The 20,217-nt window shown below is 62.9% G+C and carries 17 protein-coding genes; 8 read left to right on the plus strand and 9 right to left on the minus strand.

Annotated features, from left to right (window positions below):
- Positions 1 to 8: 8 nt before the first annotated feature.
- The 4 genes from H290_RS0117420 to H290_RS0117435 all read right to left on the minus strand — a co-directional run bounded on the left by H290_RS0117420 (position 9) and on the right by H290_RS0117435 (position 4,225).
- Positions 9 to 794, minus strand: coding sequence for a crotonase/enoyl-CoA hydratase family protein (locus H290_RS0117420; protein WP_020108108.1), 786 nt, complete (start codon positions 792 to 794; stop codon positions 9 to 11).
- 73 nt (positions 795 to 867) lie between these two features.
- Positions 868 to 1,671: an amidohydrolase family protein gene (locus H290_RS0117425; protein ID WP_020108109.1), complete on the minus strand. Its 804-nt coding sequence runs from the start codon at positions 1,669 to 1,671 to the stop codon at positions 868 to 870.
- Entirely contained in the window at positions 1,668 to 2,825 is a 1,158-nt protein-coding gene (locus H290_RS0117430; RefSeq protein ID WP_020108110.1) for an acyl-CoA dehydrogenase family protein, read from the minus strand. Before H290_RS0117430 ends, H290_RS0117425 begins: the two co-directional genes overlap by 4 nt.
- Entirely contained in the window at positions 2,822 to 4,225 is a 1,404-nt protein-coding gene (locus H290_RS0117435) for an aldehyde dehydrogenase (RefSeq protein WP_036519435.1), read from the minus strand. The genes H290_RS0117430 and H290_RS0117435 overlap by 4 nt, the downstream gene beginning before the upstream one ends.
- Before the next feature lie 251 nt (positions 4,226 to 4,476).
- Between H290_RS0117435 and H290_RS0117440 the strand changes: the two genes are divergently transcribed.
- Complete coding sequence (locus H290_RS0117440) at positions 4,477 to 5,691, plus strand: acyl-CoA dehydrogenase family protein (RefSeq protein ID WP_020108112.1); 1,215 nt, start codon at positions 4,477 to 4,479, stop codon at positions 5,689 to 5,691.
- Positions 5,692 to 5,698: 7 nt separating this feature from the next.
- Positions 5,699 to 6,721 (plus strand): acyl-CoA dehydrogenase family protein, encoded by a 1,023-nt coding sequence (locus tag H290_RS0117445; RefSeq protein ID WP_020108113.1) that lies wholly within the window; start codon positions 5,699 to 5,701, stop codon positions 6,719 to 6,721.
- Between the two features lie 193 nt (positions 6,722 to 6,914).
- Here H290_RS0117445 and H290_RS0117450 read toward each other — a convergent pair whose 3' ends face one another.
- Genes H290_RS0117450 through H290_RS0117470 form a run of 5 tightly spaced genes read right to left on the minus strand, consistent with a single transcriptional unit; the run spans position 6,915 to position 13,597 of the window.
- The gene (locus H290_RS0117450) at positions 6,915 to 7,658 is read right to left on the minus strand and encodes an SDR family NAD(P)-dependent oxidoreductase (RefSeq protein WP_020108114.1); all 744 of its coding nucleotides are present in this window, start codon (positions 7,656 to 7,658) and stop codon (positions 6,915 to 6,917) included.
- Position 7,659: 1 nt separating this feature from the next.
- The gene (locus H290_RS0117455) at positions 7,660 to 9,744 is read right to left on the minus strand and encodes a hydantoinase B/oxoprolinase family protein (RefSeq protein ID WP_020108115.1); all 2,085 of its coding nucleotides are present in this window, start codon (positions 9,742 to 9,744) and stop codon (positions 7,660 to 7,662) included.
- Positions 9,734 to 11,827, minus strand: a complete 2,094-nt coding sequence (locus tag H290_RS0117460; protein WP_020108116.1) for a hydantoinase/oxoprolinase family protein — start codon at positions 11,825 to 11,827, stop codon at positions 9,734 to 9,736. Before H290_RS0117460 ends, H290_RS0117455 begins: the two co-directional genes overlap by 11 nt.
- Positions 11,827 to 12,333, minus strand: a complete 507-nt coding sequence (locus H290_RS28960; protein WP_020108117.1) for a Zn-ribbon domain-containing OB-fold protein — start codon at positions 12,331 to 12,333, stop codon at positions 11,827 to 11,829. The genes H290_RS0117460 and H290_RS28960 overlap by 1 nt, the downstream gene beginning before the upstream one ends.
- A gap of 1 nt (position 12,334) precedes the next feature.
- Complete coding sequence (locus tag H290_RS0117470; RefSeq protein WP_155976901.1) at positions 12,335 to 13,597, minus strand: hypothetical protein; 1,263 nt, start codon at positions 13,595 to 13,597, stop codon at positions 12,335 to 12,337.
- A gap of 186 nt (positions 13,598 to 13,783) precedes the next feature.
- On the opposite strand from H290_RS0117470, the gene H290_RS28965 reads away from it, so the two are divergent.
- The 6 genes from H290_RS28965 to H290_RS32050 all read left to right on the plus strand — a co-directional run bounded on the left by H290_RS28965 (position 13,784) and on the right by H290_RS32050 (position 18,809).
- Positions 13,784 to 14,374 (plus strand): MaoC family dehydratase, encoded by a 591-nt coding sequence (locus H290_RS28965; RefSeq protein ID WP_020108119.1) that lies wholly within the window; start codon positions 13,784 to 13,786, stop codon positions 14,372 to 14,374.
- 9 nt (positions 14,375 to 14,383) lie between these two features.
- On the plus strand, positions 14,384 to 15,307 hold the full coding sequence (locus tag H290_RS0117480; protein WP_028463332.1) for a CoA ester lyase: 924 nt from the start codon (positions 14,384 to 14,386) through the stop codon (positions 15,305 to 15,307).
- Positions 15,304 to 16,545 carry a CaiB/BaiF CoA-transferase family protein gene (locus H290_RS0117485; protein WP_020108121.1) on the plus strand — a complete coding sequence of 414 codons (1,242 nt, stop codon included), beginning with the start codon at positions 15,304 to 15,306 and terminating at the stop codon, positions 16,543 to 16,545. Before H290_RS0117480 ends, H290_RS0117485 begins: the two co-directional genes overlap by 4 nt.
- The gene (locus tag H290_RS0117490) at positions 16,538 to 17,038 is read left to right on the plus strand and encodes a MaoC family dehydratase (protein ID WP_020108122.1); all 501 of its coding nucleotides are present in this window, start codon (positions 16,538 to 16,540) and stop codon (positions 17,036 to 17,038) included. The genes H290_RS0117485 and H290_RS0117490 overlap by 8 nt, the downstream gene beginning before the upstream one ends.
- A 57-nt stretch (positions 17,039 to 17,095) precedes the next feature.
- Positions 17,096 to 18,475 (plus strand): MmgE/PrpD family protein, encoded by a 1,380-nt coding sequence (locus H290_RS28970; RefSeq protein ID WP_020108123.1) that lies wholly within the window; start codon positions 17,096 to 17,098, stop codon positions 18,473 to 18,475.
- A gap of 61 nt (positions 18,476 to 18,536) precedes the next feature.
- Positions 18,537 to 18,809 (plus strand): NAD(P)-binding domain-containing protein, encoded by a 273-nt coding sequence (locus tag H290_RS32050; RefSeq protein ID WP_369758833.1) that lies wholly within the window; start codon positions 18,537 to 18,539, stop codon positions 18,807 to 18,809.
- The last annotated feature ends 1,408 nt before the right edge of the window (positions 18,810 to 20,217 follow it).

The following is a 20,217-nucleotide window of genomic DNA, read 5'->3' on the forward strand; positions in this document are numbered from 1 at the left end:
ATCGCAGCTCACGCGCCCGTCCATACCGGTGCGCGCTTCTCTGTGAAGGCGAGCGCACCCTCTTTGGCATCTGCCGAGGACCGCACGGGCGCGGTCAGCTCGGATTGCCGCTCGAAGGCCTCTGCTGCAGGCCAACTCGGGCTGTCCTGCAGGATCCGCTTGGTAGCCGCAACAGCAAGTGGGCCGCAAGCCGCGATGTCGGCGGCGAGTTCCAGGGCGGCCGCGACGGCTGTGCCCGGCGCGACGATCTTGTTGACCAATCCGAGGCGTTCGGCTTCTCTTGCAGAGATCTGCCGTCCGGTGAGGCACAGTTCCATCGCCACGTGGTACGGCAGACGCCCGGGTAGTCGCAAGAGTCCACCACCGGCCGCGACAAGTCCGCGCTTGACCTCTGGCAATGCAAAGAACGCGTTTTCTGCTGCGACGATCATGTCGCACGCAAGGACGATCTCGAAACCACCTGCGACAGCGGGCCCGTCGACGGCCGCGATGATCGGCTTGCGGGGCGGCTCCTGAGCGATACCGGCGAACCCGCGACGCGCGGTGATCGGCCGCTCCCCACGCAGAAACGCCTTGAGGTCCATGCCGGCGCAGAACGTGGGACCGTTTGCCGCCAGAACCGCAACGGCGAGGTCGCGCCGTTCATCGAACTCGGTCAATGCCGCATCGATTGCCGCAGACATATCCAGATTGACCGCGTTACGCGCGGCGGGCCTATTCAGCGTGATCGTGCGTACGCCGTTGTTGTCGGAAACGAGCACCGGTTGCTCGACGAGGGTGTCCGTTGAAGTCACGGTCAGCTCCAGAAAGGTAGTGGGTGATTCGAAGCGGTCGAGGGTTTGCCGCTCGAATCGAGTTCCCGTTGATTTATGCGATTGCTTTCGGCTCTATCCGCAGGAGCCGAGCGAGGTTGCCCCCGAGGATTCCGGACTCTTCCTCAGCGGTGAGACCGAGTGCCTTGATGGCAGCGATCTCCGTAGCGGGGTCCGTCATCGGCCAGTCGGATCCGTACACCACGCGGTCGGCCCCGTGCCGCCGAATGATGTTGATGATCCGCTCCTTGGGAAGCGTGCCCATACTGGGTGGCCACGATGTCTCGAGGTGGACATCGGTTCCGACGGACCATTGCTCGGCCTCGTCGAGAACCTGGTAGCCGCCATAGTGGGCGGCGATGAAGCGCAGACCCTTGACTTCAGTCAGCATGGCGTGGAGGTCTTTCGGCGCGCCGCGCTCATTCTGGTGCGCGTCTCCACCGGAGCCAACGTGCGCGATGACTGGGATGTCGTTTTCGGCGAGCGCCGTGAGAACCTCACGCGTACGGGCATCGGCAAAGGCCACCGATTGAAACAGTGGATGCAGCTTCACGCCGACCACGCCGTTGTCCCGGAGGGCCACGAGGTTCTCGTCCACAGACAGATCGGGATGCACCGTACCGAACGGAATGAAACGCGATCGATCGACCTTGCCGACGAATTCGTTTGTGCGCCAGACATTCTTACCGACGTTGGCGACAGCGAGGGTCATTGCCATGTCGATGCCGGCAGCGTCCATTGTGCGACGCAGGCCGTCGAGGGTGCCGTCATGCACCGGATCCAAACCGACAGGACGATCAGCCAGCACTTTGCGAGCGATCTCGTCGGGCCATACGTGGCAGTGCGCGTCGATGATCACCGGGCGTGCTCCTTGATGAGTTTCTTTGACAGCGAGTCGAGCAACACCTCGGTCGCACCTTCGTACACACGCATCGGGCGGGCTGCCCTGTAGAGACGTTCGATCCGCGATCCACGAATCAGACCGAACCGACCCATGACCTGCACACTGCGGTCAACGGCACGGCCGGCAACTTCTGTTGCGCCGATCTTGGCCATCGATGACAGGTGGAGACTGCCGAGCGGATCAGCCGCAGCGGCGCGGGCAACCTGGTAGGTGAACGTCCGGGCCATCTCGATCTCGGTCCACGACATCGCCAACATCTGAGGCACCGGACCAAGACGGGCGAGGGGTACCCCGAATTGTTCACGACCGGTGGTGTGCGCGAGCGCGTCGTCGAGCGCAGCCTGAGCTGAACCGATGGCAGCGCCGGCCACCGACACCCGGAAGGTCGCCAGAGTGGCTAGCACAAGAGAGAAACCTCTACCGGGGTTACCGAGCCGATGTGAGCTCGGCACTCGGACCTCGTCGAATACGATGTCGCCCAACACATGTGGAGCGATGATCTGGTGGGGCCGACTTGTGGTGACCCCAGGCGTGTCGGCGGGAACCAAGACCAGGGAGTAGCCCACACCACCGTCTGCAGCGTTCTCTTTGCCGAGTACACAGTAGTAGCTGGCGTCGCCACCGTTGGTGATGAAACTCTTTGTCCCGTTGACGATGACATGGTCACCGTCGGCCACGATCGTGGTGGACAGCGCCTTGAGATCTGATCCCACATCCGGCTCGGTGAGAGCCAGGGCAGCGATCGCGTCCATACCGGCGACCAGCGGAAGCCAGTGCTCCTTCATCTCATCGGAGCCCCCGACCGCAATCGCGTAACTTCCGATGCCTTGCATCGCGAAGAGTGAATCGAGGTGGCTCGAAGACGCCGCGAGTTGCTCGCGCACGATAGTCACACCGAGCGAGTCGGGACTCTCGAAATGACCCCCGTATGCGGCCGGAACCTGCACGGCCGCAAGGCCACTGTCTTTGAGGAGCTTGAGAACTTCGGTGTCGACCGAATCGCTCTCATCGGCGCGTTCTGCGTGCGACAGGGCGCTGTCGGCGAGGACACGGGCGCGGTCTTGAAGTTCGATGTACTCCGCCTCGAGCGGATTGAACTGCGCGCTCACAGCTTCACCACCACGAACCTGGTTTGCGTGTAATGGCGCAATGCCTCCATACCCTTCTCTCTTCCATATCCACTGTTTTTGACGCCTCCGAACGGCCCCTCGACCAGACCTGCCAACCAGTCGTTGACGTAGATCTGCCCTGCCTCCAGCTGAGACGCGACGCGGTGGGCTCGGCCCACATCGCCCGTCCACACGCCTGCGGCGAGGCCGAACTCGGAATCGTTTGCGATTGAGATGGCTTCGTCCTCGGTCTTGAACTTGAGGACGGCGAGCACCGGTCCAAACACTTCTTCGCGTGCGATCGCCATCGTGTTGGTCACCTCGGTGTAGACGGTCGGCTCTACGAGCCACCCCTCACCCGTCGCGGCACCGCCGGCAGCGAGAGTCGCTCCATCTTCGCGGGCAACATCGAAATAGGTCTTGACCTTGTTGAACTGCTCTTCGGTGGTCATCTGGCCATAGGACTCCCCTGGCCGCACCTTCTTGACCTCCTCGAGCAGGAGGACAACAAGCTCGTCGTGGATGTCTTCGGCGACCAGCAAACGGGTTCCCGCACTGCAGATCTGGCCGGCGTTCGCCGTGAACGCACGAACCGCTCCGGCGGCGGCTTCAGCGAGGTTCGCGTCGGCGAAAACGATGTTGGCCGACTTCCCGCCGAGCTCGAGGGTCAGCGGCAGTATGCGGTCTGCGGCGACACGTCCGATCTGACGTCCGGCCCGCAGCGAACCGGTGAAGGCCAGCTTGCGCACGTCAGGATGTTGGACGAGTGGTTGGCCCGCACCTTGTCCGGTGCCTGTCACGACGTTCAGGACACCGTCCGGAAGGCCTGCCTCGGTCGCGATGCGAGCAAGCTCGAGCGTGGTCGCGGACGTGAACTCCGACGGTTTGACCACGGCAACGTTGCCTGCGAGCAATGCGGGCGCCACTGCCCGAGCAGCCTGATTGAGCGGCGCATTCCATGGCGTGATCACGCCGATCACACCGTAGGGCTCATGCGTTGTATAGCCGTGCCGCCCCGGACCGAGGTCGATCACCTCACCCGCCGGAATGTTGGCCAATCCGGCATAGAAGTCGAAGTAGCTTGCAGCGGCTTCGATTTCACGGAGCGACTGCGCAGCCGGCTTGCCGGCCTCATCGCCTTCGAGCTGGGCGAGCAACTCTCGTTCAGCGCGCAGACCATCGGCGATGTCGGCCATCAATCGTCCACGTACGCCCGGCTTGAGGGTGCGCCACGCCGTGAATGCGGCTGACGCTGAATCAACTGCCGCCTCCACGTCGGAGCGGTCGCCCGCCGCGATCTCTGCAACCGTCGAACCCGTCCACGGCGACGTCGACGCAATTCGCTCGCCATCTTCCGAAACGCGCTCGGCACCGCCAATCCAGTGGCCGTACTTCTTCACGAGATCACCTCCTGCTCGGTCGACCCTGACCGTCTGCTGTTCATTCACTCAGCATGCCCGAAATTTTTAATTTGTCAACCAACAAAGATTTTCCTTCACTTCGGCGTCCGAGTGCGCTATGACTGTCTATGGGCAATTAAATTCAATTCCGGCGCATCCGCTCCTGGCCCCGGCAGTCACGCCATCGGGCCGCAAAAGCCGAGCCGCGAGCCTCCTTCCACCGGCTGCGCTACGCATCAGAGAGACGATTCATGGACTTTGACGACACCCCCGACCAGGCCCACCTTCGTGTTTCGGTACGGAAGTTCCTCGCCGAACACGACAGCGAACTCGCGCATGGTGACGGCGCATACCTGGAGGAGCCGGGAACCGACAGGGTCGACGAGCTTCGCCACACACAGGCCGTACTCTTCGACGGAGGCCTCATCGGTCTGACATGGCCGCAGGCCTACGGCGGTGGCGGCCGCACCAACGCACAGCAAGCCGTTGTCAACGAAGAAATGCATCGCGCCCGGGTTGCCGGGCCGATCGGACACGTCGGCCTGGGCATGTGTGGGCCAACTGTCCTCCGTCACGGCAGCGAGGACCAGAAAGAGCGCTACATCCGTCGACTCCTCCGCGCGGATGACATCTGGTGCCAACTCTTCAGCGAACCCGGAAGTGGCAGCGACCTGGCGGCCCTTCGAACCAAAGCAGTGCGCCGTGATGACGGCTGGCACATCCAGGGACAGAAGGTCTGGACCACTCTCGCTCAGTATTCCCGATACGGAATCCTGCTGTGCCGCACCAACCCCGAGGCAACCAAGCACCGCGGCCTGACGATGTTTGTCGTCGACATGCACGCACCTGGCGTCACCGTTCGCCCGCTACGCCAGATGAATGGCCATCAGAGTTTCAACGAGGTGTTCTTCGACGATGTCGTGATCGACGATTCCGAACGTCTCGGCGACGTCGATGACGGATGGCGCGTCGCCCTGACCACGTTGATGAACGAGCGGATGGCGGTTGGCGGTGGCGGCGGCGAGATCGGTGTTCGCAGCGACGCGTTGACAGCGCATGCGGCGCAACGACTCCCCCAACTCAGCGACGACCGGCGCACCCTCGCTGTCGAAGCGCTCGGCAAGGTACTGGTTGAGTCGTTGGCGGCCAGGTACACCGGCTACCGCTTGCAGACAAGTATGGAAAAGGGCGGTCGCCCTGGTCCTGAAGCCAGCGCCGGGAAGCTGACCGCCGTCCGGGTCGCGCACGCAACCGCAGACCTCGGTCAACGCCTCCTCGGCGATGATGCTGTCTTCGCGCGGTCGAGCGACGGAGACTGGCGTTGGGCGACATCCCAGGCCTCGACCCCCGGCATCGCGCTTGCCGGCGGCGCTGACGAGATCCTCCGCAACATCATCGGTGAGCGCGTATTGAGACTCGCACCGGATCGCACACCGCCCCAGACCAAGCAAGCCGAGAGCAGGTAAGGCACTCATGGATTTTGACATCAACGACGAGCAGAGGAACTTCGCCGAACACTCGCGCGAGTTCTTCACCGAGCACGCCGGACCAGAGTTCGCAAGGACACTGCTCGACAACCCCGGCGAGGCAGCACCGGGCCGGAAAGTGCTCGCCGAGTTGGGCTTTTCCTCGTTGACCATCCCCGAGGAAGCCGGCGGCATCGGAGCTGAGCTCCTCAACATGGCGCTTGTTGCCGAACAAGCCGGACGACAGCTTGCCGGCCCGTCGCTTGCCACTGCAGCGCGGACCGCAGTCCTGCTGGAAGGCGATACCGAGCGCCTACAAGCCATCAGCGACGGGCGCTTGGCGCTGGCGGTCATCGACGGTACCCCCCGTGGTTCCATCCCCTCGATGGACGTCGTCGGTGCAACCCATTTCCTCGCTCTCGACGGAGACGATCTTGTCCTCGGAGAAGGCATGGTGACACCCGGTGAGGCCATCGACGCAACACGCGGCATCGGCTATGTCGAACTGACGTCGTCGGAGATCATCCAGCGCGATGCCCGCAGCCGGTGGGAGAAGGCGAAACACATCGCGTGTGTGGTGCTTGCCGCAGAGGGGCTTGGTGCCGCCGACCGCGTTGTCGAGCTCGGTGTCGAACATGCCAAGGACCGCAAGGCATTCGGCCGAGAGATTGGCGGCTTCCAAGCCGTCAAGCACCGACTGGTCGACGATTGGGTTGCCGTCAATCAACTGCGGTCCCTCGTGTGGTGGGCGGCCTGGACAGCCGATAACGCGCCCGACCAGCTACCCATCGCCGCGTCGGCTGCGAAAGCCTACTGCGCGAACACGTTCCAGACCGTTTGCGAAAGCCTGATCCATGTACTCGGTGGCGTCGGTTTCACCTGGGAACACGACGCACACCTGTACTGGCGCCGCGCGAAGGTTGACCGGCTGCTCCTCGGAGATGAGAGCGAGCATCTCGCCGAGGTGGCCCTGAGAAGTATTGCGGCGGCACAGTCCTCGGATACAGATGCAGTAGCCGTCTCCGCCTGAGCAACAAGCAAAGGTCGAGCCTTTCCGATCCCCGAGATGTGGTCGAACACCACCTCGTGCGGATCGGGAAGGCCGACCTTTTTCGCGTGTGCGATCACATTTCCCCGTACCGCGAACGCACCTGACACAAAGGTGGTGGCGCCCGGGGATCACCCCGGACGCCACCACGATTTGTAGTGCACTAATGCATGATTCAGATGTAGTAGCCGCCGTTGATTGCGACGTTCTGTCCCGTCATGAACCGCGCACCATCACCGACCAGGAAGGTGATGACCGGTGCGATGTCTCGATCCGGGTCCCCGAACTCACCGCCGAGCGGTACCTTCTGCCGCATCACCTCGGCGTAGGTAGCCTTCTCTTCATCATTCATCTTGCTCAGATGCTGTTCGAGCATCGACGTCGCAGCCGACGGGTGGACCACATTTGCACGGATCCCGTACTTCGCCCACTCGACTGCGATCGTTCGGGTCCAAGCTGTCACGGCGCCCTTCGACGCCGCATATACCGCGCCATTCGGATATGCGGTCAGCGCAGCCGACGAGGCGAAGTTCGTGATGCTACTCCGCTCCCCCTTCTTGAGATGCGGAAGGGCAGCCTGGTTCGTCAGCATCGGACCCCGGCCATTGACGTCCATGACACGGGACCAATCCGCGTCGGTTGCTTCCTCGGCCGGACCCTGCACCAGGATGCCGGCAACGTGAACCAGTGCGTCGAGGCCGCCCATATCGGCTGCTGCTCCATCGACGGCGTCGAACACCTGGTCACGGGCGGTCACATCGCACAGCCGAAAGCGTTGTCCGGCTTGCTCTGCCACTTTCCGGCCCTGTTCCTCGGAACGGTCGAGCGAGACCACCGAAGCGCCTGCCGCGGCCAGGGACCGCACGCAGGCCGCACCCACACCGCTGGCGCCTCCCACGACGATGACCTTCTTGTCCATCTCAGTTCTCCTGTCCGGCAGTCCAATTGAGCCAACGCGCCGGATTCGACTCGAAGCTCCTGGGCTCATCCGAAGTCGCGACCTCGGTGTGCAGGATGTGGCCGGTCCGCGGATCGAGGTACTTGCGGGTTTCGACACCCTCGTTCACCGATTCCACCAGCACCGGGCAGCCGTCGCTCCAATGTCCCGGAGCCTTCGCCAGGACCGCACCCGAGCGGACGCTGACGGCAAAGCCGCCACGCTGCTCGACACCCGGCGCGATCGGCAGCGGCCGACTCGACTCGATACCATCCGCAGCGTCTTGATCCGGAGCATCGAGCGCCGGGCGCGCCTGCGCCAACCGTTGCTCGAGCAGTTCGGCACGACGCGAGGTGGTGAGGTCCGAAACATCGACACCGTACACATCACTCGCTTGCTCGGCAGTGAACAGGCCGGCTTCGACATCAGCAAGAACAGCGGAGGCGTCGCGATCGAGCGGGTCGCCCCAGCCGCCGCCGCCGGCAGCTTTGATGGCGTAACTATGCCCTTCCGGCAGCTTGAATCCCTGTGTCAGCGTGGAGATCTCGGTGGCACCGGCCTCGGGGTCACGCAGCTCGATCGTCGTGGGACGACCGGGGTCGGCACCCGCCGTACTGGCCATCGGGATCACGTTGTGCCCACCGATGCTCGATCCGGTCAATTCCGGGGCACCATCGACGGTGAAGGCGAAGTCCACGCCCCGGCCGCCGCGGTACTCGCCGGCGCCGGACACGCCCGTCGAACGGCGCCGGTAGTCGAAGCGCAGCGGGTACCAGGACTCGGTGACCTCGACGTCGTTCGTCTGGATCGCCGCCTGCTTGCCAACCAGATAGAAGTTGAAATCGGTGCCGTCGCGGTCGTTGCCTGCCGGAGAACCGACTGCGGTGCCGTCGATCATGATCCACGAGTCGGTCGCACCGGAGAGTCCCTTGCCGGAGAAGGTGACCACACAGTTTGCGGACATCGTCTGCGAACTCGACAGGTAGGGTCGGCTCTGACTGTCCGGCGAGGCGGCGACCGCCTGATGGAAGGTGCGCAGCGCGGCCTCACTGGCGTCGTGCGACGCCGCGAGGTGAGCGGCTCCCACCGGTGCCGGGTGGGTGCAGTTGAGCATGCTGCCGACGGGGCAGTACACGCTGATCGCGTCGTAGTACCCCTGGTTGAGGGGTAGTTCCTGTCCGATCAGGCGCTGGAGTTCGACGCCGATCTTGCCCTTGATGATGTACTCCTTCGAGTTGAAGAAGTGCGTCGTCTGGGGCGCGGTACCAGTGAAATCGAATTTGATCGAATCACCCTCGACGGTGGTCGTACACGGGATACGGAACTTCTCGTCGTTCCATTCCGTCCAGCTGGTGGACCGATAAACACCGTCTTCGAGGAGGGCAATCTCGCGTCGAACCGCTTCTTCGGTACGACGATTGAGCTCGTCGAAACCCTCCTGCAGTGCGTCTGCGCCGATACGCTGCGCCAGCTCCTGCAACTTTGCTGCACCGACGTCGACGCCGGCCATCAGTCCTCGGATGTCCATCTCCACGAGATGTGCCATGCGGACGTTGTTGAGGAGGATGTTCCAGGTGTCGCGCTGCTCGACGCCGGCGGCCGTGATCTTGACCGCGGGCAGCCGAATCGCCTCTTGGTAGCAATCGGTTGCATTCGGGGCGAACGAGCCCGGTGCCATCCCTCCGACATCCACCAAGTGCGACGAGTTGGCCATCCAGGCAACCAGTCGTTCCTGCGCGAACACCGGCTTCATGATGAACACGTCTTGAGCATGGAGCCCGCCACCACGGTGCGGGTCGTTGGCCATGAACACATCGCCGTCTTGGATGTTGTCGCCGTGTTCGATGAACACACCCGCGATGGCGTTGGTGGCCGCATAGAAGTGGTACGCGATGTGACCGCCGCCGGTCACCAGCTTCCCCTTGGCATCGAGCAGGGTGCACGAGTAGTCGCCGCCTTCAACGACCAACGGGCTCACTGCCGTGCGTTTGATCGTTGCAGCACCCTCGCCACAGAAGGCTTCGAGCTGGTGTCGCAAGACCTCAACCGCGATGTTGTCAAGCTGCATCGGTATTCACATCCAATCGAAGAGAGCGGCGTTCACCGACCACAAGGGTGGCGCCGCGGGGAATGAAGACTGTGGTGTCGACGTCATCGGCCAGGGCCGGGCCGTCGATCCGGTCTCCGGGAATCAGATCCGGGGTGCGGTAGCAAGGGACCTGCACACTTCCATCGCGGTCGAGGAACACGGTGCGGTACGACGCGGGCTTCACCGCTCCGCTCGTCCGGGTGCTGGTGTCGATCGGGAACGTAGCTCGGGGCAACCGGCCGGTCGCAACGGCCCGCAGGAACGTCACCTCCAGTTGGGCATCCCGACCGATGGCTCCGACGCCGTAGCGGGCAGCGTACTGCTCGAGGAAGGCAGTGCGAATGGCTTCCGCATCGAACGCTGTGGATTCGAGTTGCACCGATACCTCGGACGTCTGCCGGAAGAAGCGAACACCGACGTCGTAGGTGACGACACAATCTTGTTCGGGCACACCGTCATCACCGACATCCTTGGCGACACCCGTACCGAGCTTTTCGAGGTCCGCTGCGATTCCCTCGGCGTCCGCTCTGTCGAGCAGCACATCTGCCGATTTGATCCGCTGGCGTCGCACGTCAGCCGACGCCGCACCGAAGGCAGACAGAACAGATGCTGCCGGAGGAACAACGACACGTGGGATATTCGCTTCTGCCGCAATGCTTGCGGTGAACAAGCCACCACTGCCGCCATACGAGATGAGGGTCAGGGTCCGTGGATCGAGGCCACTGGCGCCGGCATGCAAGCGAGTTGCCTTGGTCATCTCTGCCAGCGCGATCTCGCGGATGCCCCACGCCGTCGCCTCTGCTGACAGTCCGAGCGACTCACCCAGAGTTCCACAGACCTTCAGCGCTGCGTCGCGGTCGAGGGTCATCGTGCCGCCGACAAAGCTACTCGGATCGATGTAGCCGAGCACAACCAACGCGTCGGTGATCGTGGCGTCGGTGCCGCCGTTGCCGTAGCAGGCCGGCCCGGGCCATGCCCGCGCAGAGCGAGGCCCAACTCGCAGCAGTCCGCGAGCGTCAACCCATGCAATCGAGCCACCACCGGAACCGATGGACAGGGTGTCGATCCTGGGCTGAGCGAGAATCATCCCGTGCAGCTCCCCGCGCTCGGAACGCTGCGGGAGCGCGTTCGCGATGACTGCGAGGTCGAAGCTCGTTCCGCCCATGTCGCCACAGATGGCATTCGTGATGCCTTCCGTCGCACAGACTTCCGCCGCCGCCATGACGCCGGCCGCCGGCCCGGACGCGACCAGGATGACAGGCGAACGGCGCGCCTCGGCCAGGGTGACCGTTCCACCACTTGTTTGCAGCAGCAGCAACGGAACACGCAGGCCACTGTCGGCCAATTTCTGTGCCAGCGCCTCGATTCCGTCGAGAGCCTTGCTCATGACCGCGTTGACCGCCGCCACCAGAGTCCGTTCGTATTCACGGATACTCGGGTGCAATTCGACGCCGCTGAACACAGGAATCGAAGGATATTCCGTGCGGAGGAACTCAACCACGGAGAGTTCGTTGTCAGAGTTCTTGAACGACCACAGGAACGACACTGCGAGAGCTTCGATCTGGTGGGTTTCGATGAGTTCGTCCACGGCCACGCGGACCGCGTTGAGATCGACGTGTTGCAGCACCTTTCCGTCGCGATCCACACGTTCGGAGATCCCGACAACAGCGGATCGCTCGATGGGACTCCAGGGCGGGACCAAGAAGCCTTCACTCGAGACACGACGTGACCGTGCCATGGCGATGGTGTCCTCGAAACCGGCGGTTGTGAGAAGTCCGGCCTTGACACCTTGCTTTTCAACCAGCGCGTTGGTCACGGCGGTGGTGCCCAGCCCGAAACGTTCCACCTTGTTCAGGAAGGTACCGAGATCCAAGCCGATCTGGTCGGCTACAAGCTTGCAGGCGCCGAGCACTCCGCGGCCGAAGTTCTGTGGGTCTGTCGGGGACTTGGCGCGCCACAACGACTCGCCGTCACCGCAAGCAAGGTCCGTAAACGTACCGCCCACGTCGATCCCGATCGAAAATCCTTGTGATGCCGAAGTCGACACCTCGCTCACACTCATCAAATCTCCTTGTCACTATCGATACAGCCATGTGCGAATCCGTAGACGGTGGGCCCGTCGGTGGTGTCGAGCAATATCGCTCGCACCGGAGTGCCCGGCGTCAATGCTTGGTTGCAGGTGCAGAAGATTCGGCCCGGGAGCCGAATTCCGGCCACCATGTCAACTGCACCAGTCAGGTAAGGCGCCATACTGCGCCAAGGTTCGGGAAGCGCCGCGCCACTTGCAGGCAGATTTGCGACCGCGTCATGCACGCGGATGGCAACGTTCACCGTGCCATTCGGGTCGATGGGCTCCCACTCGTAGTCGCCGCTCAGACACTGCTGGCAGTTGGTCGACAGGGGGAACCGAATCGTTCCGCACTCACCACAGCGTTGCACCGACAGATAGCCGCTATTCAGTGACTCCCAAAAGCCGGCGACATCGGGATGTACGTGCTGACCCGGACCCGGCGCGGCCGCGATCTTCTGCAGCCGGATTGCGGAATCGGCTCTGTCATCTGAGGTCATTTCAGCTCACCTTTTCGTTCGTGAACACCAGGGAGTCTCCCCACGGGGTACCCCACTGCAACGACTTCGCGCCCCCGATCTGGCGCACGCCTGCCTCGCCCCGCAACTGCCGGACCATCTCGAGCATGTGTCCGTAGCCGTACAGGTGACCCTCGGCAAGGCTTCCACCTGACGTGTTCATCGGCAGCGGGGAGTCCAAGCCGATGCCCTTTTCGCGGCAGTAGTCGGCAGCTTCGCCCGCAGCGCAGAAACCCCAGCGCTCCAACCCCATCCAGACCAGGTGCGAGAACGGGTCATAGGTATAGAAGCCGTCCAGATCGTCGCGGGCGATGCCGGCCATCTCGAGAACGGGGAATGTCGCTGGCGCCACGTAGTCGTAGCTGGCGCTCATGCCTGCGCCCATTCCGGGGCGGGAAAAGAAGGAGAAATTGTCGCGACTGGAGGGGATCCCCTGCATGCCCGCGATGTGCACCACCGGGCGCCCGAGATCGGCGGCGCGCTCTTCTGTCGTGACGAGCAAGCAGGTCGAACTGTCGACCATCTGGCAGATGTCGGCCTGCCGAAGCGGCCCGAGCAACTCGGGCTGCTCCAGGTACTGCTCGACGGTCAGGTCCTCGTCGCGCAACACCGCCAACGGATTCTGGTGGGCGAACTGGCGCAGAGTCACCGGGATAGCAGCAAGGTCTGCGGAGGTGGCACCGTAACGATCCATGTATTGCTGCGTGGCGAGTGCGGCTCCGGCTCCCGCACCTTGCGATCCGTGCAGCGTCCAGTTTGCGTAGGGTCCACCGCCATCGCGCAGGGATTCGTCCATGCCCCCGAGCGGATTCTTCATCGGCGTCAGTTCCCGGGCGTAACCCGTGGCCGATACGGAGCTGTTGATCACCGCCACCACGTCGGCAAGTCCCATCGTGACAGCCATGGCTGCCTGCTGCACCGTTGTTGCTGTCCACCGGCCATGAGTCCACAGCTGACTGACCCAGGTGAGATCGAGACCGGCGGCCACGGCGAACTCGTCGTAATCAACGCCTCGAGGTGCACCCCATGCGGTCACCAGTCCGTTGATGTCTGCCTTGTCGAGGTTGGCGTCGCGCAGCGCAGCGCGGAACGACTCGAACTGCAACCGCAGTGGACTTCGCCCCGGTGCGCCTATCTGTTCACTGGTGCCCAAGCCCACTACACAGGCATTTGGCTTCACGACGTGGAGCTCCTCTCTGGTGGGACCGTTACCGCTCCCGCCGTCACAGAACGTGGCGTTCGTCATCGCGCCAACGTGACCTGGACCATAACAGTTTAATAAGTGATCAGCCAACTATTATTTGCGTGGCACGACCCACTACACACCCGGGCGCCGACGAACGAGTCCAGAATTGCGCCTCCACCTGCACTTTCATCAAACCGGCAAAACTTGTTCGTTGACAAACTTTAATTTGTCGTCATCATGTAATACATGAACTCGAACCCCGTCCGGGCTCCAGCCCCGCACGAATCTGCGTCCGGCGCTTCCGTCGGACAAGGACCATCGCAGGGCGCGCGCAACCTCGGCGACCCCGACCTCGACTCCTTTCCACTCGTCCCCAAGGGCAACAAATACGAGGACTTCACGGTCGGCCAGACAATGACCCACCACTGGGGTCGAACACTGACGCAAGCCGACAATGTGTCATTCTCCACGGCGACCTGTGCCTGGTTGCCGATGCACCTGAACACCGAATACGCCCGATCCCAAGGCCACCGGGACATGGTCCTCAACCCGATGTTGGTGCTGTGCACCGCCGTGGGGTTGTCCGTCGAAGACCTCAGCGAAAGCGGTGGTCCATTCCTCGGCATCGACGACTGCGTCTTCCTGCGCCCCGCCTACCCCGGCGACACCATCGTGGCCAGCTCACGCGTCACCGAGATGCGCCTCTCGTCCAGCAAACCGGGCGTCGGCATCGTGACCTGGCACACCACCGCAACCAATCAGGACGGCGAGACAGTTGTCGAGTTCGTCCGCACGAACCTGGTCGCCACCCGCGACCGATCATCCACAACAACGTAGGGAAACCCCATGTCTAACAATCGTCTTCGACGTAGCGAGCTCTCCACCCCGGGACACAGCCCCAAGATGATCGCGAAGGCTGCTGCCAGCGAAGCCGACCTGGTCTTCCTCGACCTCGAGGACTCCGTCGTCGCGGCGCAGAAGGTTCCCGCTCGCCGCAACATCATCGAAGGTCTGAACACACTCGACTGGGGAGTCAAGACCCGCGCCGTCCGCATCAACCCGGTCAGCACGCAGTGGTGCAACGGAGACCTCATCGACATCGTGTCCGAGGCCGGTCAAAACCTCGATGTCATCATCATCCCCAAGGTATACAGCCCCCGCGACGTGTGGTTTGTCGACGATCTCCTCACGCAACTCGAGACCAGCCTCGGACTCGAAGTGGGCCGGATCAAACTCGAGGTGCTCATCGAAGAAACCCAGGCCCTGTCCTGTGTCGAGGACATCGCATCGTGCTCGCCGCGCCTGGAAGCACTGATCCTTGGCGTCGGCGACCTGTCGGCCAGCCAGGGAATTCGCTTGGGGCACATCGGCGCTGCATCCGAAGGCAACTATGGCTACCCCGGAGACGTGTGGCACTACGCTCGCAACCGGATGATCGGAGCGGCGCGCGCCAACGGCCTCGATGCCATCGACGGGCCTTTCGGTGCCATCTCCAACCCGGACGGCTACGAGCGTGAGTCGAACTGGGCCGCTACGCTGGGCAGCGTGGGTAAGTGGGCCATCCACCCCAGCCAGATCGCGATTGCAAACAAGGTGTTCGCGCCGACTGAGGTCGAGATCGAACGTGCCACCGCGGCGGTCCAGGCAGTCCAGGAGGCCGAGGCGGCGGGACTCGGCGCCGCGGCGGTCGGCGGCATGATGATTGACGCCGCGACCGCACGCATCTTCGTCGGTGTCCTGGAACGCGCCCGTCAATGTGGTGTCGCATGACGGCAGCCCCCGCCGTCGGTCCCCTGAGCGGCATCAAGGTACTCGACCTGACCGCGATGCTTGCCGGACCCTTCACCACCATGTTGCTGACCGACCTCGGGGCCGACGTCATCAAGGTGGAGCCCAAGACCGGGGATCGAACCCGCGGTCTTGGGCCCTACCGGGACGGCGACGACCCCGACCAGGCACTCGGTGGCTACTTTCAATCGGTCAACCGAGGCAAGCGCAGCATCGTCCTGGACCTGAAAAGCGATGCGGGATCGGCAAAATTCCGAGAACTGGTCCAGGTTGCCGATGTGGTTGTGGAGAATTTCTCGGCCGGCGTCATGGAACGCATGGGATTGGGCTACGAAACCCTCGCCGAACTGAATCCGCGACTGGTCTATGCGGCCCTGCGAGGTTTCGGCGACGCCAGATCCGGTAAGAGCCCGTACGAAACGTGGCCGGCCTTCGACATCGTTGCCCAGGCCATGGGCGGCTTTGCCGGAATCACCGGACCGCTCGACGGAACGCCCCTGAAGTCGGGGCCGGGCATCGGCGACATCTTTCCGGGCGCTCTACTCGCTTTGGGTGTTGTTGCCGCGGTGCGGCACGCCGAACACACCGGCGAAGGGCAATTCGTCGACGTGGCCATGTACGACGCGGTCCTCGCCATGTGCGAACGTATCGTCTACCAGCACTCCTATCTGGGAATTGTCCCGCGTCCCATGGGAAATGGACACCCGCTGCTGGCACCCTTCGACATCATGCAAACCCGCGACGGTTGGATGGCCGTCGCGGCGCCCAGTGACAACCACTGGCGCATTCTCGCCGAGACGATGAATCGACACGACCTCGTCGACGATCCGCGATTTGTCAACAACGCTGCGCGCCTGGCCAATATCGTCGAAGTCCGGGAGATTCTCGGGGCGTGGCTCGCTGACCAGACAACCTCAGCGGTCGTCGAAGTGCTCGGTGGCCGTGTGCCGATCGGGCCCGTCAACGACGCTGCCGACATCTTCAACGACGAGCATGTCCGCCTGCGCGAGATGCTTGTCGAAGTCGAACAGCCCGGTTCCGATACACCGGTCACCATTGCCGGCTCACCGATCAAGTTCAGTTCCACGCCCGCACTGGTCCGTGGACGCGGTCCCAAACTCGGCGAAGACGACGTGGACACCGTGCTCGCCGAGTGGTCCGCAGCGCACGAAAACGTCTTGAACTCACCAAATACAAAGGGGGACGGCAGCGATGGCTGACCACCAGAACGACCACGATGCGCTACTCGGCCCCAGTGGGTGGTTCGAAGACTTCCATCCCGGTCAGAAGTTGCGGCACTCACGCGCAGCCACCGTCGGAGAGGTCGAAGGGAGTGGACCGGCCAAGCAGGTGATGAACACCGCTCAGGCGCATTTCAACGACCACTTCCTGAAAGGCTCGCCGCTGGGCAACGAGCGTCTGGTGTTCGGCCTTGCCACCGCATCCCTGGTTTACGGTCTGGCATCGCAGGACACCGCCGAACACGCGGCAGCCGAGTTGGGCTGGTCGCGGTTGCGTTTTCGCGCACCTGTACATCACGGCGACACCATCGAGGCCTTCACCGAGGTCGTCTCGGTGACGCCCGACATCGACCCGGCCGCACCCGGCACCGTGGTGTTCCGGCATTGGGGCCGCAGGAACGACGGACGCATTGTCTTCGAGGGCGAGCGCTCGACGCTCATCCGCCGGCGAAGTGCGCAGGCGTCAGTGTGATGTTCGTACCGAATATTCCGGTGGGAGAAATAGATTCATGATGGTGAGGCACCTACGATGAGTGAACCCGACAGCGACCAGTCCCCCACTGTCGGGACAGTTGAGCAGACACTCACCAGCGACGTCATCAGGCGGGTTCGGAACCTCGATCATCTACCCGAGCATGTGGTCACCGGTGCACTGCACTGCATTCTCGACACACTTGGGGTGGCCATCGGTGGGATCCATGAACCGGTGACCACCTGTGTGCGAGCCGATGTGCTCGACGAAGGCAGCAATCCCCAGGCCACCCTGTGGGGCACCGGAGAAGTTGTCTCTCGGGCCCAGGCCGCTCTGGTGAACGGCACGGCAGCCCACGCCATCGACTTCGACGATGTCGTGTCACGGATGGACGGGCACCCGTCCGCTCCGTTGTTGCCGGCACTCATCGCTGCCGCGGAAGGCACGGCGATCAGTGGACGAGATTTCATTGCGGCCTTCGTGTCAGGGTTCGAAACCGAAGCACTGATCGGCCAGCTGATGAAGCCGTCGCACTATGCGCGCGGCTTCCACGCAACAGCCACGGTCGGCGCGTTCGGCGCGGCTGCAGCGGTCGCTCACCTGCTCCGACTCAATGAGGACCAGTGGGCGCACGCATTCGGTATCGCCGGGTCACGCGCCGCCGGCCTTAAATCGATGTTCGGCACGATGACCAAGCCCCTGCAAGTTGGTGCGGCCGCCGAGAACGGTCTGCGGGCAGCAACTTTGGCTGCTCGCGGGGTCACCGCTCACGTCGATGTGCTCGGCACGACGCAAGGCTTCTGCGACACGCAGTCCGATGCCGGCGGCACCTCCGAGGTGTGGACCTGGACCGAGCGCGCAATCACCGAAGTCCTGTTCAAGTACCACGCGGCATGCTATTTGACGCACTCGGCGATCGAAGGTGTGTTGTCACTGCGCAAGTCGGGAGTCCAACCCGAATCGATCGAATCGATCACTGTGCTCGTCCCGGCGGGACACCTTCGAGTGTGCAATATCGCCGAACCTTCCACACCGCTGGAAGGGAAGTTCAGCCTCCGGTTCACCACAGCCATGGCGTTTGTGACGGGCGACCTCAGCGAAGACGCTTTTTCGCAGGCCACGTTGATCGATCCGCGGATCGTCGCCCTCCGTGACCGCGTGCAGGTAGAGGCTCGCTCCGGCAACAGCCGGTCGTCCATCGTTCGGGTGTCCCTCTCCGACGGATCCGAGAAGGTCGCCGAGGTGGACGTCAATCGACACACACCGGCCGACGAGCTGGGCCAACGCTGGGAAACCCTTGTCGCCAAGTTCCATTCACTTGTCGATCCAGCCATGGGCGCTGATACCGCGGATCGCATCGTGTCCGAGGTAGCCCAACTCCCCGCTGCAGACAACATCGCCTCGTTGTTGAGTGCCCTCTCTCCGCGCGGACGCTAGATGAAATCACAGTACGGCCCCACCGTTGGTCTGAGAAGGAGTGCTCACGTAGAAAATCGGTATCGTCGGGGCCGGGAGTATCGGTAAGACCCTGAGCCATCGACTCAGTGCTGCCGGACACGATGTGAAGGTGGCAAATTCCCGCGGGCCTGAAACGATCGACGCCCACGCATTGTCGTCGGGCGCAACAGCGGTTCCCGTGACCGAAGTGGTGAAAGTTGTTGACGTTGTCATTCTCTCGATTCCGCTGAATCGAATCCCCGGCGTCGCAACGCTGTTTTCCTCGCTTCCAACGGCCTCGCCAAGAAGAGCGCACGACACGACGTCTAGTTAGCGGTCGTCAGGAAACGGATTGCACCTTTCTGGCACGCGAATCGGGGAACCTCAATTTGATCAGTGCCCCTGCCCGACACCTCGCACGCACCGCCGCCAGCTGGGAGAACCCCTCAGCTCAATACGACTGTTCGTGCAGGCGCAGGACTTGCCTCCTGTGCGCTAATTGGATTTAGCGCAGCAGGCAGCCTGGGGGTTCTGGTGGAACCATGTGCGTCGTCCAGGCTCGCAGTCCAGGTTTCTGCGATGCGGCAGGTCGCGTCGGCCCACGCGTGCGCTGAGCCGGGCGACGGCCTTCGTCGCAACAAGCGAGTGCCCGCCGATGTCGAAGATGAGGTGTACACGCCGATCGACGGACGCCCGAGGACTCGGCCAGAACCTCGCAACAGCTCGCTCGATTGAACGACAGCCCCGACACCGTCGTGGACGACCCCGGCGCCGATCTCCCTGGGACGAAGGTCAACAGCTGTATCATTTCATCAGAGCCCTCGTTCATCCGAAGACTCGGAGCCCGGTACGCAGAGGGTACGCAGTAGCCTCGAAACCGGCCAACAGCTGTCCAACACCGCAAACACGAAAGGTGCTCCGCCACTAGACAATCCATCAACTCTCAACAGCGCCAACGATCTGCAAACTTCCACAACCACAAGTTCAAAACCCGTCCAGTGTCAGTTCGAGTCTGACCGGGGGCACAAAACCGCAGGTCAGAGCGTTATATGCAAGTGCATTAACGAACGCTATGCGTTGGGTACGCAGAGGGTACGCAGGAACTTTCGGAAGTGGCCGTTCTGGCGGGGTAGGAAGCCCAGCAGTGCGGCCACGACCGAACAGCGCAGCGGGCCGCATGGCGAACCGACTGGATTGCAATTCCCCACCCGCACAACAGATCTGAAGAATCTGAGCCGAGCCTCCCAACTATACCCCCCGCATACTCAAATTTGGGATCCGCAATCGAGACGGCGACTGGACGGATTTTCCCGATACGTACCCGTTGGGCCGAACGCCAAAATTCACCAGACCCCGCGCACCGCGACGATCTGCAAACATTTACAACGGCAGGTTCAAATCCGTCCAGCGTCCATTCAGGTCTGACCGGGGGCACCACATTTACGCCGGTAAGAGGCTATTTTTGTGAACATTGAAGTCGCTCAAATCTTGACGATGCCCACTCGGTACGCAGGAGGTACGCAGCAATCTCAGCGCCAGCGTGACCTGCCTAGGCAAAATATTCGTCCAGATCTTCCGACATCAGACGCCCGCAGCACTCAAGTGGCATCGTCACTGTCCGCCCCGACCAACACCGATTCTTCGGTCCCCGTCACGATTGCCACCGGGCTCGAGCAACCGGCCGCCCTTGCCCGCGTGGTGCTTTCATTCTGGGCGGAGCAGATCAACGAAGCCGACGCGGT

It is taken from the genome of Nocardia sp. 348MFTsu5.1 (genome assembly GCF_000383535.1).
GTDB classification, from domain to species: domain Bacteria; phylum Actinomycetota; class Actinomycetes; order Mycobacteriales; family Mycobacteriaceae; genus Williamsia; species Williamsia faeni.